Consider the following 15,476-nt stretch of genomic DNA (forward strand, 5'->3'; position numbering starts at 1 on the left):
AACGTTGAGTAGAGTGACCGAGACGGCCGTGCTGGCCGGCAACAGGTCGCACCGAGAAGTGAAGGTGGTTCGCACATGGCACTGCTAACGGCAGAGGACGTTCTGAACAAGGCGTTCTCCAAGACCAAGTACCGCGAGGGTTTTGACCAGGATGAGGTCGATGACTTCCTCGACGAGGTGGCGCACACCATCCAGTCGCTGATCGCCGAGCGGGACGACCTCGCTCAGCGCCTTGCACAGGCACAGGCGGGCGCACCGTCGACGCCGTCGGACGAGCCCGCCGAGGTGCCGTCGACCGAGGGTGGTCTACTCGCAGCCGCGACCGACCCGACGCCCCCCAGCGCCACCGGAATGCTGGCGATGGCGCAGAAGCTTCACGACGAGTACGTGCAGGCCGGTGAGTCCGAGCGCGACCGACTGGTGGAAGAGGGCAAGGCCAAAGCCGAGAGCATTGTCGAGCAGGCCGAGACGGACGCCAAGGACCGCATGGACCAGCTCAACTCCGAGCGCACCGAACTTGAGGCCAAGATCGAGGACCTGCGCCGGTTCGAGCGTGACTACCGTGCCCGCCTGAAGAGCTACCTCGAGAACCTGCTGGGTGACCTCGACCACGGCGCATCGTCCGAGGCCCAGAGCTCGCTGTCCGCGGCCCCGGCCTTCGACGGTGGCTTTGGTCAGGCGGAGCCGGCCGCTGAGGCTGACGGCTACGCGGCCTCCGAGGTGTCCGTGCCGTCCATCGAGGAACCGTCGGCCGCGTCGGTTGCTCGCGAGGATGACGCAGCGCCGCAGGCGGCGGCCAGCCCTTGGGCCCAGGTTCGGCCGCAGGAGCCCTCTGTCGAGACTCCCTCCGCGTGGGGCGCTCCGGTCCAGCAGCCCACGAGTGATGTGGCGCAGGAGTTCGGTGCCGAGGGCACCGAGGGCGAGCAGCGCTGATCTAGTTTTTTCCGAGCGAGGCGTCCCTACGGGGGCGCCTCGCTTCACGTGAGGGACGACACGCGCGGGCGTTGCGCTTTGCGGCACCGTGAAATCGGGACTAGTCTCTCGTCACTACCCGGAAACGAGGAAGAGGGCATGACCAGTACCGACGTGACCATCGTGGTGGTCGACCCGGCCGAGCTGAAGGCCGCAGATGTGAAGCGACTCGCCGTGCGCGAGGGCGATGAGCCCTGGAAGGTCGCGGAGCTTCGTGACATCGTCACGACCCTCAATTCCGATGTCGAACGGCTCGTCCAGGAGTACCAGGGCGCCGAAAACGACCTCGATGACCTTCTCCACACCTCGGACGGTGCAGGCGACGACCAGGCCGACGCCGGAGCGACTGCTCTCGAGCGCGAGCAAGAGATGTCGATCGTGAACAACACCCGCGACATGCTCGAGCAGAGCGTGGACGCACTGCGCCGTGTGAATGCAGGCACGTATGGCTCCTGCCAGGTGTGCAACCTGGGCATCGGCAAGGCGCGTCTGCAGGCCTTCCCCCGCGCCACTCACTGCGTCACCTGCAAGCAGCGCGAGGAACGCCGTTGACCTGGCGGCCAGCCCTGTGGCTGGTCGCCCTCCTCGTGGTGGTGATCGATCAGGTCACCAAGCAGTGGGCGCTCGCGACTCTGGTGCCGGGCGAGAAGATCCCCCTGATCGGCGACTTCCTGTCGCTCCAGTTGGTGTTCAACTCCGGAGCCGCCTTCTCGTTCGGTAGCGACCACACGTGGTTCATGACGGTGATCGCTCTGGCCGTCACCGTGGGCATCGTGATCTATGCGCGTCGAGCGCAGTCCACCGCGGCCATGTGGCTGTTCGGCATCGGCCTCGGTGGCGCGATCGGCAACCTCATCGACCGGATCTTCCGCGACCCGTCGTTTGGCGAGGGCCACGTGGTGGACATGATCAACTACAACGGTTGGTTCGTGGGCAACGTCGCTGACATCGCCATCGTGGGTGCGGCTGCTGTCGCACTCGTCATGGCGTTCACTCATCACGAGTTGCTAGCCGAGCCGCACCCGGCCGATGCGGATGGCGCTGAGCCGCCGGACGATCCTGAGCACGGTGAGGCGCCCTCGGCGCCCTCAGCTCCTTCGCCTTCGGCTGCGGCGCCGGATGGTCCGCAGCGTGCCTGAAACCAAGTACCTGCCGGTTCCCGATGCGGTCGTGGGGGAGCGGGCCGACGCGGCGCTGTCGCGCATGCTCGGTCTCAGCCGGACCAAGGCCGCTGAGTTGCTCGCGGACGGCGCGGTGTCGATCGACGGCCGAGTGCTCGGCAAGTCCGATCGCCTGAGCGACGGTATCGTGGCGGTGGACCTGCCCGACGCGCGTGAGAGCGTGCCCGAGCCGGAAATCCCTGGGGGCCTGGCCATCAGGTACGAGGACGCGGACATCGTAGTGGTGGACAAGCCCGTGGGCGTCGCTGCACATCCCTCGCCGGGCTGGACCGGCCCGACGGTGGTCGGTGCGCTGGCGTCCGCTGGGGTGACCCTCGCTGATGCTGGTCCGGCCGAGCGCAAGGGGATCGTGCATCGGCTCGACGTGGGAACTTCGGGGCTCATGGTGGTCGCGAAGTCCATCCCGGCGTACACCGCGCTGAAGGCGGCCTTCAAGGAGCGCACCGTCGAGAAGGTCTACCACGCCGTGGCCCAAGGTCATCTGGACCCCACCGCGGGCACCATCGACGCCCCCATCGGACGCCACCCGAGTTCGGACTGGAAGTTCGCGGTCACGCAGGATGGCAAGCCCTCTATCACCCACTACGAGGTGATCGAGATGTTCCCCGCGGCCTCGCTGGTCGAGATTCACCTGGAGACCGGACGCACCCATCAGATTCGCGTCCACATGGCCGCGATGCGCCACCCGCTCGCGGGCGACCTGACTTACGGTGCGGACCCGACTCTTGCGCAGCGCCTGGGGCTCTCACGCCAGTGGCTGCACGCTCACGAACTCGCGTTCGAGCACCCGGTGCGTGGTGGCCAGGTGCGGGTGACCTCCGACTACCCCGATGACCTCGCGTCGGCCTTGGCCATCTTGCGCTCCTGACCCCCCAAGGTTGGTCACTTTGACGGCCCTCCGGGCCGCAGCGCGCGAGACTTGGGCAGTTCGCGCACGCGCGGCCGCGCAAGGTGCGCACGACACGATGTGCACTAACCGACCAACTTAGGCACGACACGCCGGATGCGCGCCGTAGAAGTGACCAACCTGGGGAGGGGAGCGGGTCAGGCCAGGAGTTTGCGGATCCGTTGCTCGCTGACCGGCTCCGAAGTGCCCCACTGCTGGGCGAACAGGGACACTCGCAATTCTTCGAGCATCCACCTGGCGTGCTCGAGCCGCGCGGACTGCTCCGGCTCGACCGGTCGCTGGGCGGCCGCGGCACGCACGGTGTCAACCTCGTCGGCGATCTCCCGCACCTTCCACAACTGAGCGGCATCGCGGTGAGGGTCGGCGGCGGCCTTGTCGAGACGCGTCCTCGCGGCCTTGAGGTAGCGGGGCAGGTGAGTGAGACGCTCCAGTGGAGTGCGCGCCAAGAAGTCACCTCCCGTGAGCCCTTCGACCTGCGCGCGGATGTCCGTCACGACAGCGAGCATCGCCATCGAGTTGGAGTGCGACAGTTCCGCCTCGAGCTGACGCAGCGCATCAAGCACCTCGACGACCACGCCGACCACCGCATGGGTCTCGTCCTCGAGGCCGGCGCGCACATGGTCCCGTAGCGACTCGTAGGCCGCCGCCGAGCGCACCACCGCGGCGTCCCGCTCACCCTGCGTGAGTCTGCGGATCGCGACGGCTTGCAGTGCGGAGACCAGCGCCTCGGTACTGCGGTACGGGGACGCGGCAAGCAGCAGCGCCTGCTGTCCGCTCCACCGGGTCGAGACGCGCTTGGTGGCGAGCGCGCACTCCGTGAGCAACAGCCTGCGGACGCCGGCCGCGTGCGCAGCGTCGCGTTCGGTGGGCGTCGTCAGGACGCGCAGCGCGGCGGCGGCGCCTTCGTCCACGAGGGCCGGGTAGCCCTTGACGGTGGCGCCTCCGACCGTGCCGGTGACCTCGTCGGGCAGGGTTCCGCCGGGCAGATCGGGCCAGGCCGTGAGCCCGGTGCGCTCGGCCAGGCCGGGTACGGACAGCGGCGCGGTGGCGGCGGCGACAGCACCCGGCGACGGCGGCGGGGTCGTCACAGCGCCCGATGCTCGCGCACCCGTGCGGTCGCTCCTGCCCTGAGCCGCCCGTGCGGCATGCTCGACGGCGCTGCTGACGGCCGCCTGGGACTGTGGCGCGAGCGATCGCTGCAGATGCACCAGGTCGGTCGACTCCTCGAGCGCGCGACCGCGAGCGTCCTCCACCCGGAAGGTGACCCGCAGGTGTGCCGGCAGGCGTTCCTCCCACCCAGCCCACGCATCGGCCGGGATCTCGACGGCGCGCAGCGCGGCGACGGCCCGCGTGAAGGCCTCGCGGTACGGCTCCGCCATGTCTCCTGCACGTGCCATGTCCTCCCACGCGGGGGTCTCTCGCGCGAGCCACGCGGCGACGTCCCGCGCAGTGTCGGGAGCGGGCACGAGCAGTCGGCGCACGTTCTTGGGCAGGGCACGGATGGTCGCGGTGGCGAGGTCGGCCGCCATGCCCGGCACCATCCAGTCGAAGCCGTCGGGCGTGACCCGCGGTAGCACCGCGAGCGGAATGTGCACGGTGACGCCGTCTGCGTCGGTGCCGGGCTCGTGGACGTAGCTGAGCGGCAGGCTCAGGTCGCCCTGCGGCCACGCCTCGGGGTACAGGGAGGTATCGACATCCTCGTGCTCGGGAGCAACGGTGTCCAAGGTGAGGGTGAGCAGGTCGGGGCGGCGACGGCGCTCGTCCTTCCACCACCGGTCGAAGTGACGCTGGGAGACCACCGTGTCGGGGATGCGCTCGTCGTAGAAGTCGAACAGCGCCTCATCGTCGGCGAGCAGGCCGCGCGTGCGGGAGCGTGCCTCGAGTTGCTCGGCCTCCTCAATCAGACGCTGGTTGTCCTTCCAGAAGCGGTGGTGGGTATCCCAGTCGCCCTCGACCAGCGCATGCCGGATCAACATCTCCCTGGCCTCGTGCGGCCGGATGCGGCCCCACAGCACCGTGCGGTCGGCGACGATCGGCACGCCATACAGCAGCACCTTTTCGGTGGCGACGGCGGCGCCGCGGCGCTTGGACCAGTGCGGATCGGAATAGGTGCGCTTGGCCAGTGGTCCCGCGAGTGCTTCCGCCCATTCGGGCCGCACGGCGGCGACGTCGCGCGCCCACAACCGCGAGGTCTCGACGAGTTCTGCTGCCATCACGAAGGCCGGCGGCTTCTTCGACAGCGCCGAGCCCGGGAAGATCGCGAAGCGTGCGCCACGCGCGCCCAGGTACTCGTTGCGGGCCTGCTTCTTGGCGCGCCGCATCGCGGACTCGCGCTGGGCGCCGCGCAGGTGGGAGAACTGGGACGCCTTGGGCTCGCCCGTCTCTTGCATGCCCAGTTGCGACAGCAGCCCCGCGAGCACCGAGCGGTGGATCGCGTCGGCGTTCCACACGTAGCGATGCGCCTGCGCGTCCTCGAGGTCGCTCGACCGCTGGGCGCTGCCGCGGCCCACCTCGATGCCGAGCGGCTTGGCGGTGATGCGGATCTGTTCGACCACGTCTTGCCATTCGCGCACCCGCAGAAAGTTCAGGTGCTCGTCGCGGCACATGCGTCTGAAGGCGCTGCCGGACAGCTCCTTGCGTCGTTCGCGCAGGTACTCCCACAAATTGAGGTAGGCCAGCAGGTCCGATGCGGGGTCGGCAAAGCGCCGATGCTGGGCGTCTGCTGCCTCCCGCTGCTCGGCCGGACGCTCGCGCGGGTCCTGGATCGACAGCGCGGCCGCGATGATCGCGACCTCGCGCACCGCGCCGTGACGTCCAGCCTCGACGATCATGCGAGCCTGCCGCGGGTCCATGGGCAGGCGTGACAAGGTGCGGCCCGTGGCCGTGAGCCGGGTGCGGCCGCCGTCGGCCGTCTCGATCGCCCCGAGTTCGGTGAGCAACTGCACACCATCACGGATCGCGCGGGTGTCGGGTGGCTCAACGAACGGGAAGGCCGCGACGTCGTCGGGGGAGGACACCACCCCCACCGCGATCATCTGCAGCAGCACGGAGGCCAGCGACGTGCGCAGGATCTCGGGCTCCGTGAAGGCGGGCCTGCCCTCGAAGTCCTCCTGTGAATACAGGCGAATCGCGATGCCGTCGGCGAGACGGCCCGCGCGGCCCGACCGCTGGTTGGCACTGGCCTGAGCGATGGGCTCGATGGGCAGGCGCTGCACCTTGGTGGCCTTGGAGTAGCGCGAGATGCGCGCGGTGCCGGGGTCGACCACGTAGTGAATCCCGGGCACGGTGAGGGAGGTCTCGGCGACATTGGTGGCCAGCACAATGCGCCGCGCGCTGTGGCGCTCGAACACGCGGTGCTGCTCGGCGGCGCTCAGGCGCGAGTACAGCGGCAGGATCTCGACGCGCTGCGGGTGACGTGCATCTCTGGCGCGCGGGCCCAGCCAACCCTCGAGCGCATCGGCCGCATCGCGAATCTCGCGCTCTCCCGACAGGAACACCAGGATGTCGCTGTGGCCCTCGCGCATGAGTTCGTCGCACGCGTCGACGATGCCCGTGACCAGGTCCTTCTCCTCGCCGCGCGTCTCGCCCGCGAGCGGGCGGTAGCGGATTTCGACGGGATAGGTGCGGCCCGTCACCTCGATCACGGGGGCGGTCGCGGGCGCATCAGGATCGGCCGATGCGTCTGCTGGCTGATCGAGCTCGTCCGGCTGGGGAGGTGGCAGGGGGCCGCCGGGCGCGAAGTGGCGCGCGAAGCGTGCCGAGTCGATGGTGGCCGACGTGATGATGACCTTGAGGTCGGGGCGGCGCGGCAAAAGCGTGGTGAGGTAGCCCAGCAGGAAGTCGATGTTGAGGCTGCGCTCGTGGGCCTCGTCGATGATGAGGGTGTCGTAGGCCAGCAGGTCGGGGTCGCGCTGGATCTGGGCCAGCAGGATGCCGTCGGTCATGACCTTGACGAGGGTGCGCTCACTCGACTCGTCGGTGAATCGCACCTGGTAGCCGACGATCTCGCCGATGCTCGTGCTGAGTTCCTCTGCGATGCGTTCGGCCACGGAGCGGGCCGCGATGCGCCTGGGCTGGGTGTGGCCGATCTGTCCCACGCGACCGCGGCCAAGGTCGAGGGCGATCTTGGGCAGTTGGGTGGTCTTGCCCGAGCCGGTCTCGCCCGAGACGATCACCACCTGGTGGTCGCGGATCGCCTGCGCGATGCGCTCGCGGCTCGCGCTGACGGGCAGCTCCGCAGGGTAGGCGATGGGGGCAACCTCGACGGCCTCGCGCGCGCGGGCGGCGGCCTCCAACTGGGCGCGCTTGACCCGCTGGTGGGGGTCGCGGGGGCGCTGTCTCGATCCCCGGCGGCGCGCCTGGACCTTGCGCGGCTGACGCTCAGGGGAGGGGGACTCGGGGCTCACGGGCCCCATTGTCCCAAGTCCTGGCGCCTCTGGGACACCCGCCCCTCGCCGCCGACAGTTCCGAACATTGGTGAGGCGACACGCGGAGCCAGCGAGCGCATCGGCCCGTCGTCAACGGCGTGTTGCTGGGCGGATGTTCGGAACTGTCGAACCTGGGGCGCGTCGAGCGCGAGGGGAGGGCATCGATGTCGGCCAGCGCACCTAGAATCGGGTGCCATGTCCGGCAGCGATTTTGTGCATCTCCATGTCCACACCGAATACTCGATGCTGGACGGTGCTGCGCGCCTGGACGACCTGTTTTCGCACGCGAAGGAACTGGGCCAGACCGCCCTCGCGACCACGGACCATGGCTACATCTTTGGCGCGTACGACTTTTGGGCGAAGGGCCAGGCGCACGGGGTCAAGCCCATCATCGGGGTCGAGGCGTACCTGACGCCCGGAACCGCTCGCAAGGACAAGACTCGCGTGCGCTGGGGCGAGCGCGGCCAGGAAAGTGACGACGTCTCGGCAGGTGGCGCCTACACGCACATGACGATGTGGGCCGCGAATACCGCGGGCATGCACAACCTGTTCCGCATGTCCTCGTATGCGTCGCTTGAGGGCCAATTCCACAAGCCCCGCATGGACCGCGACCTGCTGCAGCGCTACTCGAAGGGCATCATCGCGACCACCGGTTGCCCGTCGGGGGAGGTGCAGACCCGGCTGAGGTTGGGCCAGTACGACGAGGCGCTCAAGGCCGCGGGCGAGTTTCAGGACATCTTTGGGGCCGAGAACTTCTACGTCGAGTTGATGGACCACGGGCTGGACCTCGAAAAGCGCGTGCGCGAGGACCTGCTGCGTCTGGCCCACCAGTTGGGCGCGCCGCTCGTGGCGACCAACGACTCCCACTACGTGCGCAAGGACGACTCGGTGGCGCACGAGGCGCTGCTGTGCGTGCAGTCGGGCTCGAACCTCAACGAGCCCACGTACGACCAGGGTGGCAAGCGCTTCGCGTTCAGTGGCGACGGCTACTACCTCAAGACCGCCGAGGAGATGCGTCACCTGTGGCGCGAACTGCCCGAGGCGTGCGACTCGACCCTGGAGATTGCCGAAAAGTGCGAGGTCGAGTTCGACACGAAGGCCGACTACATGCCGGTGTACGACGTGCCGGCGGGCGAGGACGAGCACTCGTGGTTCGTGAAGGAGGTCCAAAAGGGCCTGCACGAGCGCTTTGGCGAGACCATTCCTGCCGAGGTGCAGGAGCGCGCGAACTTCGAGATCGAGGTCATCGCCGGCAAGGGATATCCGGGCTACTTCCTGGTGGTCGCCGACTTCATCCAGTGGGCCAAGGACAACGGCATCCGGGTGGGGCCCGGCCGTGGATCCGGTGCAGGCTCGATGGCCGCGTACGCGATGAAGATCACGGACATCGACCCGATCGTCCACCAGCTGTACTTCGAGCGATTCCTCAACCCGGAGCGCGAGTCCAAGCCTGACTTCGATATCGACTTCGACGAGCGCAGGCGCGCCGAGGTTATCCGCTACGTCACCGACAAGTACGGCGAAGAGAAGGTCGCGATGATCGCGACCTACGGCACCATCAAGGCCAAGCAGGCACTAAAGGACGCGGCGCGCGTGCTGGGCAAGCCCTTCGCGGTGGGCGAGCAACTCACGAAGGCTTACCCCGAGGCGATCATGGGCAAGGACATGCCCCTGGTGGGCATCACCGACTCCGCCCACCCGCGACACCACGAGGGCGGCGACTTCCGAGCGTTGCTCGAGTCCGACCCCGAGGCGCAGCAGGTCTTCGAACTCGCGCAGGGCCTCGAGGGGCTCAAGCGCCAGTGGGGCGTCCACGCGGCGGGCGTGATCATGTCCTCGCACCCGTTGATCGACATCATCCCCATCATGCGCCGCGAGCAAGACGGCGCGGTCATCACCCAGTTCGACTACCCCACCTGTGAGGGCCTGGGGCTGGTCAAGATGGACTTCCTCGGCCTGCGCAACCTCACCATCCTTGACGATGCGCTCGACAACATCGTGGACAACGGCAAGGAGCCCCTGGTCCTCGAGGACCTCGAGCTCGCCGACGAGGCGACGTTCGACTTGCTGGGGCGTGGCGACACGCTGGGAGTGTTCCAGCTCGACGGCACGGCCATGCGCTCGCTGCTGCGCCAGATGAAGCCCGACAGCTTCGAGGACATCTCCGCGGTGCTCGCGCTGTACCGCCCCGGCCCGATGGGAATGAACTCCCACACCAACTACGCCGAGCGCAAGAACGGGCGCCAGCCGATTGCGCCGATTCACCCGGAGCTCGACGAGCCGCTGCGTGAGGTGCTGGGGATTACCTACGGTCTCATCGTGTACCAGGAGCAAGTGCAGCGCATCGCGCAGATTGTCGCCGGGTACACGCTGGGCGCCGCCGACCTGCTGCGTCGCGCGATGGGTAAGAAGAAGAAGGAAATCCTCGACAAGGAGTTCCAGCCCTTCGAAGCGGGCATGAAGGCCAACGGCTACTCGGATGCGGCCATCAAGGCGCTGTGGGACACGCTGCTGCCGTTCGCCGACTACGCCTTCAACAAGGCGCACACCGCCGCGTACGGGGTGCTGTCCTTCTGGACCGCGTACCTCAAGGCGCACTACCCAACCGAGTACATGGCGGCGCTGCTGACCTCGGTGGGTACCGACAAGGACAAGTCCGCACTGTACCTGGCCGAGTGTCGCCGCATGGGCATCACGGTGCTGCCGCCGGATGTCAACGAGTCCAAGGGGCTGTTCTCCGCCGTCGGCACCGACGTGCGCTTTGGCCTCACGGCCGTGCGCAACGTGGGTGCCAACGTGGTGGACGCGATCATCAAGACGCGTCAGGAGAAGGGGGACTTCACCTCCTTCCAGGACTTCCTCGACAAGGTGCCTGCGACCGTGTGCAACAAGCGCACCATCGACTCGCTCATCAAGGCGGGAGCCTTCGATTCGCTGGGCCACACGAGGCGCGCGCTGAATGCCGTCCACGAGCAGGCCATCGACTCCGTCGTGGGCGTCAAGCGCCAGGAGGCGACCGGCCAGTTCGACCTCTTTGGTGGCGACGCTGACCTGGGCGGGGGAGTGACAGTCACGGTGCCCGTGCTTGAGGAGTGGGACAAGAAGACCAAACTCAACCTCGAGCGCGACATGCTCGGCCTGTACGTCTCTGACCACCCGCTGTCGGGCCTGGACCACGTGATCCGCTCCGAGGCGAGCCACCAGATCCTGTCCGCGACCCCTGCGGGTGGCGTGAGTGACGGGGCCCAGGTGGCCTTCGCGGGACTCGTCACGCGCGTGGACCGACGCGTGGCGAAGTCCGGCAACGCCTACGCGATCGTGACCCTCGAGGACATGTCGGGCGAGACCGAGATCTCGTTCTTTGGCAAGACCTACGAGACCTACGCGCGCGACCTGTCCGAAGACGCGGTGCTCACCATCAAGGTGCGCGCTCGCGAACGAGGAGACGGCGGGCTGCAGTTCTCCGCCGTCGAGTTGCGCGTGCCGAACCTCAATGTGGTGGACACTTCGCCCGTCACGATCACCCTGCCTGCCGCGCGCATCAACGCGCCCGTGGTGGAGGAGATCAAGGCGATCCTGCGCGCCCACCCGGGCAACGTCGAGGTGCGGATGGTGCTGACGGGCACAGGCGAGCCCATCACGATGCGCCTGGGCGACGAGTTCCGGGTGTCCCGCTCGAGCGCGCTCTACGGGGACCTCAAGGCGGCGTTCGGCCCCAACTGCCTCGCGGGGGCGTAGGGGCCCAGTGGCGCAGGAGCATCAGTTCTCCCCGCCGCCATCCCGAGTCTGAGCGTCCCAGCAGGACGTGGTGGTCGGTTCTGGGTGATGCGGTGCGTCCTGGAAGGCACTCAGTACAGGCTGAGGCCGCCGTCGGACTTGATCACCTGGCCGACGACCCACGCGCCCTCGTCTGAGCACAGCCACGCGATGAGGTTCGCGGTGTCCGTGGGGCGTCCAAAGCGTCCGAAGGGCGTGCGCTGGCGCCACTGATCGATCGGCCCGAGGTCACGATCCGTGGAGTCCGAGTCCAGGTAGCCCGTGTTGACGGGCCCGGGGTTGACGGTGTTGAGGATGATGCCCAGCTCGAGCAACTCCGCGGCGACGGTCGCCGTGACCCCGGCGAGAGCGGCCTTGGAGGCGGCGTACGCGACCTCACCGCGCATCGGCCCGTCTTGTTGACCGGAGGTCATCCAGATGACGCGCCCCACGGGTCCCGGCAGCGGTGCCGTGCGAGCGGAGTCGCCAGGGCGGGCCCCGGAGGCGGCCCCGCCGTGGAGCGCCGCGAAAGCCTGCGTCATGAGCAACGTCGCGCGGGTGTTGGTCTCCCACATGGCGCTCAGGCGCTCGGCGGTCATGTCCTGGATGGCGCCGTCGTCGCCGCTCTTGGCCTGATTGCACACGAGGATGTCGAGTCCACCCGTGACCGAGGCCGCCTGTGCGATCAGCGCGGTGGGCGCATCGGCGCTGCGAAGGTCGCTCGCGATGTCGGTGACGGTGGCATCCCCGACGGCGGCGGCGCGCAGTTCCGTCACGAGCGCGTCGAGGTCGTCCCCACCCCACGGCTGGGCCACGTCGTGGGCCTGGTGGTGCTGGATGACCACGGACGCACCGTCGCCCAGCAGGCGCTTGGCCACGGCGAAGCCAATGCCGCGGCGGCGGGACACGCCCGTGATGAGAGCGGTCTGGCCGGACAACGGGAGTGCGTGCATGCGCTCACAGTAGCGAGCGTGTCAGAGGTCCGCACTAACCTGGCGCCATGATCGATGTGGTGCCAGCGACGGCTGACCGATGGGACGATGTGCGCACCATCCTGGGCCCCAAGAGCCTCGACACGCCCTCGTGCTGGTGCCTGTCGATGCGGGTCAGTTCGGGAGATCCCCGCATCAAGGGCAAGCCCAACACCGCTCGGCCCGAGCTGCTGCGCGAATTGTGCGGCGAGGCCATCCCGCCGGGAGTGCTCGCGTATGAGGGGGACAAGGTGATCGGGTGGTGCTCGGTGTCCCCGCGGGACTCCTACCACCGCCTGCAACGATCACGGGTGATACCCAAGGTCGACGACGTCCCCGTGTGGTCCGTCGTGTGCTTCGTGGTGCGGGCTGGACACCGGCGACAGGGCGTGGCGGGAGTACTCCTCGAAGGGGCGGTGGACTACGCGCGCGCTCACGGTGCGCCGATGATCGAGGGCTATCCCGCTGACACGGGAGGTGATCGCATCGACGTGGCCTCGGCCTATGTGGGCACGGTGTCGCTGTTCGAGCGGCACGGCTTTGTCAGAGCAATGGAGACCTCGTCGGTGGGCGGCGGAAAGCCGCGGGTCCTCATGCGACGCGCGCTCGACTGACGCGCGCTCGCGCCAGCGCCGCCCGACTGACGCGCGCTCGCGCCAGCGCCGCTCGACCAAGATTGGTCACTTGTGCGGCCCACCGCAGGTGTGGCGACAACAGTTGGTCACTTTGTGTACGCTCCCGCGTCAGCAGTGGCTGGGTTATCCACAGGCCCAGCACGCGGCTACGCATTCCTTGGCACGATCGCCTCATGGCCGCCGACCTCGACATCGTGCTCGCCCGGCCGGGCGCATACGAGCGTTCTGCGCTCGTGGCGAAATACGGAAGGCGCGCATGCGATGGGGCGCTCGCGGATGCTCGCATGGTGCGCGTGGCTCGCGGGATCTTCGCGGGCACCCTGCATGCCGAGTCCTTGTGGACACGGGCCCACGCGCTTGTGTTGGCCTGCGGAGCGGAGGCGGCGATCTCTGGCCACGCCGCACTCTTCCTCCACGGGTGCGTCCTCTCGACTCCAACGTCGGCGCTGGTCGTGACGACCTCGCCTACCCGTGTACGCAGGCGGGTTCCGCAGGTGCATCTGTTGCGCACGATGCACGCGTTCCCTGCCCTCCCGCTTCATGGGATCCCGACCGCCGCGCCGGAAGTGGCGCTACTGCACGCCATGGGGGAGATGTCACGCGAACGTGCCAGAGCACTGGCCCTGGAGGCGCTCGCAAGCCAACGCATCGATGTCGGGACGGTGGCGCAGACCGTCGGTGAGCGACGCTTTCGCGGTCGCCGCGCGCTGCGCGAGGCGCTTGCCGCATTCGATGTTGGCGTGCGCAGCGTTCTTGAATATGACGGTCTCACGCAAGTGCTGCCAGGTCCGGAGTTTGCCCACTTGATCAGGCAACACGCCATCACGGTGGAGGGTCGACGCATGCTGCTCGACACTTATGACCCCGCGCTCAAGGTGGCCTTCGAGTTCGACGGTGTGGCCTTCCACACTTCGCGCGAGCGCTGGGAGTCCGACCGCGAACGCGACACCCTTCTCGCCTCCGTTGGAATTCAGACGGTGCGGTTCACGTCGCGGGACGTGCGAGAACGAGCTGGGTGGTGCCGGGTGATGGCGTTGGCGGTGCTCGCGCAGCGCCGCGGCCTCGTCACGCCGTAGCGCCGCCACCCACCACCTCATCGTTCTTATCGATAGGAACGTGGGGGAAGTGACCAACCAAGGCTGCTCACCGCCCGCAGCGGCGTACAAGTGACCAACCTGGGGTGGGGCAGGCAGGGGCGCGGCTAGGCTGTGGCTGTGCTGAGCCGAATCGACCTGCGTGACCGCGACCTGACCACCCGCGACCTGCTCGCCGTTGTCCCTCGTGCCGAGGTGGACGTGGCCGATGCGCTCGCGACCGTGACCCCCATCCTCGCCCAGGTGCGCGAGCGCGGGCAGGACGCGCTGCGCGAGTACGGCGAGCGCTTTGACGGCGTCTCGCCCGAGCACCTGCGGGTGCCGGTGGAGCGTATCGAGGCGGCCCTCGAGAGCCAGGATGCGGCCGTGCTCGATGCCCTGCGCGAGTCGATTGCCCGGGTACGTGCGTTCCACGTCGCGACTGTCCCGCCGCCCGTGAGTGTCGTGGTCGCCCCCGGCGCCACCGTGTCCCAGAAGTGGATCCCGGTGGGCCGCGTGGGCTTGTACGTGCCAGGTGGCCTCGCGGTGTATCCGAGTTCCGTGGTGATGAATGTCGTGACAGCCCAGGCGGCCGGGGTCACCTCGATCGCGGTCACCAGCCCGCCGCAGCGCGAGTTCGGCGGCGAGCCGCACCCCACCATTCTCGCGGCGTGCGCGCTGCTGGGTGTCGACGAGGTCTATGCCGTCGGCGGTGCTCAGGCGATCGGCATGCTCGCGTACGGTGTTGACGGACTGTGCGAGCCGGTGGACGTCATCACGGGGCCCGGCAACGTCTACGTGGCCGCCGCCAAGCGCGCCGTGAATGGCGTGGTGGGGATCGATGCGGAGGCCGGTCCCACGGAGATCGCAATCATCGCCGACCACACGGCGGACCCGGACTTTGTCGCCGCGGACCTGCTGAGCCAGGCCGAGCACGACCCCATGGCTGGCTCGGTACTCATCACCGATGACGAGGACCTTGCGGAGCGTGTCGAGGAAGCCCTGCACCGCCGCACCGACGCTACCAAGCACCTCGCGCGTAGCAAGGAGGCGCTGACCGGCCGCCAGAGTGCGATCATCCTCACCGCCAACATCGAGCAGTCGATCCAGGTCGCGGACGCCTACGGCGCTGAGCACCTGGAGATTCACACGGCCGACGCGGCTGCCGTCGCCGAGCGCATCACGAGCGCGGGTGCCATCTTTGTGGGCGCGCACAGCCCCGTGCCGCTTGGAGACTACCTGGCCGGTTCCAACCACGTACTGCCCACCGGCGGCACGGCTCGCTTTGCGAGCGGCCTCAACACGACGAGTTTCCTCAAGGCGGTCTCGACCATTCACTACAACGCCGATGCGCTGGCTGAGGTGGGGCACAAGGTCATCGCCCTGGCGACCGCAGAGGACCTCCCGGCACACGGCGAGGCGATCCGCGCACGCTTGGAGCGCTGACCCTCACGGCTTCAAGCCCGTCGGGAAGCCGACTACCAGGCGCGGCACCCCCGGCGAGGGCAACCCGCAACCGGCCGCAGAGGTGACCGGCATTGCCTTGGCCGTTGA

General features: G+C 68.4%; 10 protein-coding genes. 8 read left to right on the forward strand and 2 right to left on the reverse strand.

The features are described from left to right. Positions 1 to 75: 75 nt before the first annotated feature. The 4 genes from ACK5NO_RS04105 (at position 76) to ACK5NO_RS04120 (ending at position 3,021) form a co-directional block, all read left to right on the forward strand. Entirely contained in the window at positions 76 to 933 is an 858-nt protein-coding gene (locus tag ACK5NO_RS04105) for a DivIVA domain-containing protein (RefSeq protein ID WP_416811398.1), read from the forward strand. A 138-nt stretch (positions 934 to 1,071) separates the two neighbouring features. Beyond that, a complete protein-coding gene (locus ACK5NO_RS04110; protein ID WP_416811399.1) occupies positions 1,072 to 1,524 on the forward strand; it encodes a TraR/DksA family transcriptional regulator in 453 nt (150 codons plus the stop codon). Next, positions 1,521 to 2,111, forward strand: coding sequence for a signal peptidase II (gene lspA, locus ACK5NO_RS04115; RefSeq protein WP_416811400.1), 591 nt, complete (start codon positions 1,521 to 1,523; stop codon positions 2,109 to 2,111). The genes ACK5NO_RS04110 and lspA overlap by 4 nt, the downstream gene beginning before the upstream one ends. Further along, positions 2,104 to 3,021: an RluA family pseudouridine synthase gene (locus tag ACK5NO_RS04120; RefSeq protein WP_416811401.1), complete on the forward strand. Its 918-nt coding sequence runs from the start codon at positions 2,104 to 2,106 to the stop codon at positions 3,019 to 3,021. Before lspA ends, ACK5NO_RS04120 begins: the two co-directional genes overlap by 8 nt. Before the next feature lie 176 nt (positions 3,022 to 3,197). Here ACK5NO_RS04120 and hrpA read toward each other — a convergent pair whose 3' ends face one another. After that, positions 3,198 to 7,475 (reverse strand): ATP-dependent RNA helicase HrpA, encoded by a 4,278-nt coding sequence (gene hrpA / locus ACK5NO_RS04125; protein ID WP_416811402.1) that lies wholly within the window; start codon positions 7,473 to 7,475, stop codon positions 3,198 to 3,200. A gap of 207 nt (positions 7,476 to 7,682) precedes the next feature. On the opposite strand from hrpA, the gene dnaE reads away from it, so the two are divergent. Beyond that, positions 7,683 to 11,225 carry a DNA polymerase III subunit alpha gene (gene dnaE, locus ACK5NO_RS04130; protein WP_416811403.1) on the forward strand — a complete coding sequence of 1,181 codons (3,543 nt, stop codon included), beginning with the start codon at positions 7,683 to 7,685 and terminating at the stop codon, positions 11,223 to 11,225. Between the two features lie 110 nt (positions 11,226 to 11,335). Here dnaE and ACK5NO_RS04135 read toward each other — a convergent pair whose 3' ends face one another. Next, positions 11,336 to 12,196, reverse strand: a complete 861-nt coding sequence (locus tag ACK5NO_RS04135) for an SDR family oxidoreductase (protein ID WP_416811404.1) — start codon at positions 12,194 to 12,196, stop codon at positions 11,336 to 11,338. Between the two features lie 47 nt (positions 12,197 to 12,243). On the opposite strand from ACK5NO_RS04135, the gene ACK5NO_RS04140 reads away from it, so the two are divergent. The 3 genes from ACK5NO_RS04140 to hisD all read left to right on the forward strand — a co-directional run bounded on the left by ACK5NO_RS04140 (position 12,244) and on the right by hisD (position 15,368). Continuing rightward, positions 12,244 to 12,828 (forward strand): GNAT family N-acetyltransferase, encoded by a 585-nt coding sequence (locus tag ACK5NO_RS04140; RefSeq protein ID WP_416811405.1) that lies wholly within the window; start codon positions 12,244 to 12,246, stop codon positions 12,826 to 12,828. 194 nt (positions 12,829 to 13,022) lie between these two features. Next, on the forward strand, positions 13,023 to 13,925 hold the full coding sequence (locus ACK5NO_RS04145; protein ID WP_416811406.1) for a hypothetical protein: 903 nt from the start codon (positions 13,023 to 13,025) through the stop codon (positions 13,923 to 13,925). A 138-nt stretch (positions 13,926 to 14,063) separates the two neighbouring features. Then, positions 14,064 to 15,368, forward strand: coding sequence for a histidinol dehydrogenase (gene hisD / locus ACK5NO_RS04150; RefSeq protein ID WP_416811407.1), 1,305 nt, complete (start codon positions 14,064 to 14,066; stop codon positions 15,366 to 15,368). Positions 15,369 to 15,476 lie beyond the last annotated feature (108 nt).

This window comes from Demequina sp., from assembly GCF_047975725.1.
In the GTDB taxonomy this organism is placed as follows: domain Bacteria; phylum Actinomycetota; class Actinomycetes; order Actinomycetales; family Demequinaceae; genus Demequina.

Bases quoted from the DNA above. Each gene is read 5' to 3' on its own strand.
- ACK5NO_RS04105 (WP_416811398.1), top strand. From the start codon at position 76: ATGGCACTGCTAACGGCAGAGGACGTTCTGAACAAGGCGTTCTCCAAG.
- ACK5NO_RS04110 (WP_416811399.1), top strand. From the start codon at position 1,072: ATGACCAGTACCGACGTGACCATCGTGGTGGTCGACCCGGCCGAGCTG.
- hrpA (WP_416811402.1), bottom strand. From the start codon at position 7,475: ATGGGGCCCGTGAGCCCCGAGTCCCCCTCCCCTGAGCGTCAGCCGCGC.
- dnaE (WP_416811403.1), top strand. From the start codon at position 7,683: ATGTCCGGCAGCGATTTTGTGCATCTCCATGTCCACACCGAATACTCG.
- ACK5NO_RS04135 (WP_416811404.1), bottom strand. From the start codon at position 12,196: ATGCACGCACTCCCGTTGTCCGGCCAGACCGCTCTCATCACGGGCGTG.
- ACK5NO_RS04140 (WP_416811405.1), top strand. From the start codon at position 12,244: ATGATCGATGTGGTGCCAGCGACGGCTGACCGATGGGACGATGTGCGC.
- ACK5NO_RS04145 (WP_416811406.1), top strand. From the start codon at position 13,023: ATGGCCGCCGACCTCGACATCGTGCTCGCCCGGCCGGGCGCATACGAG.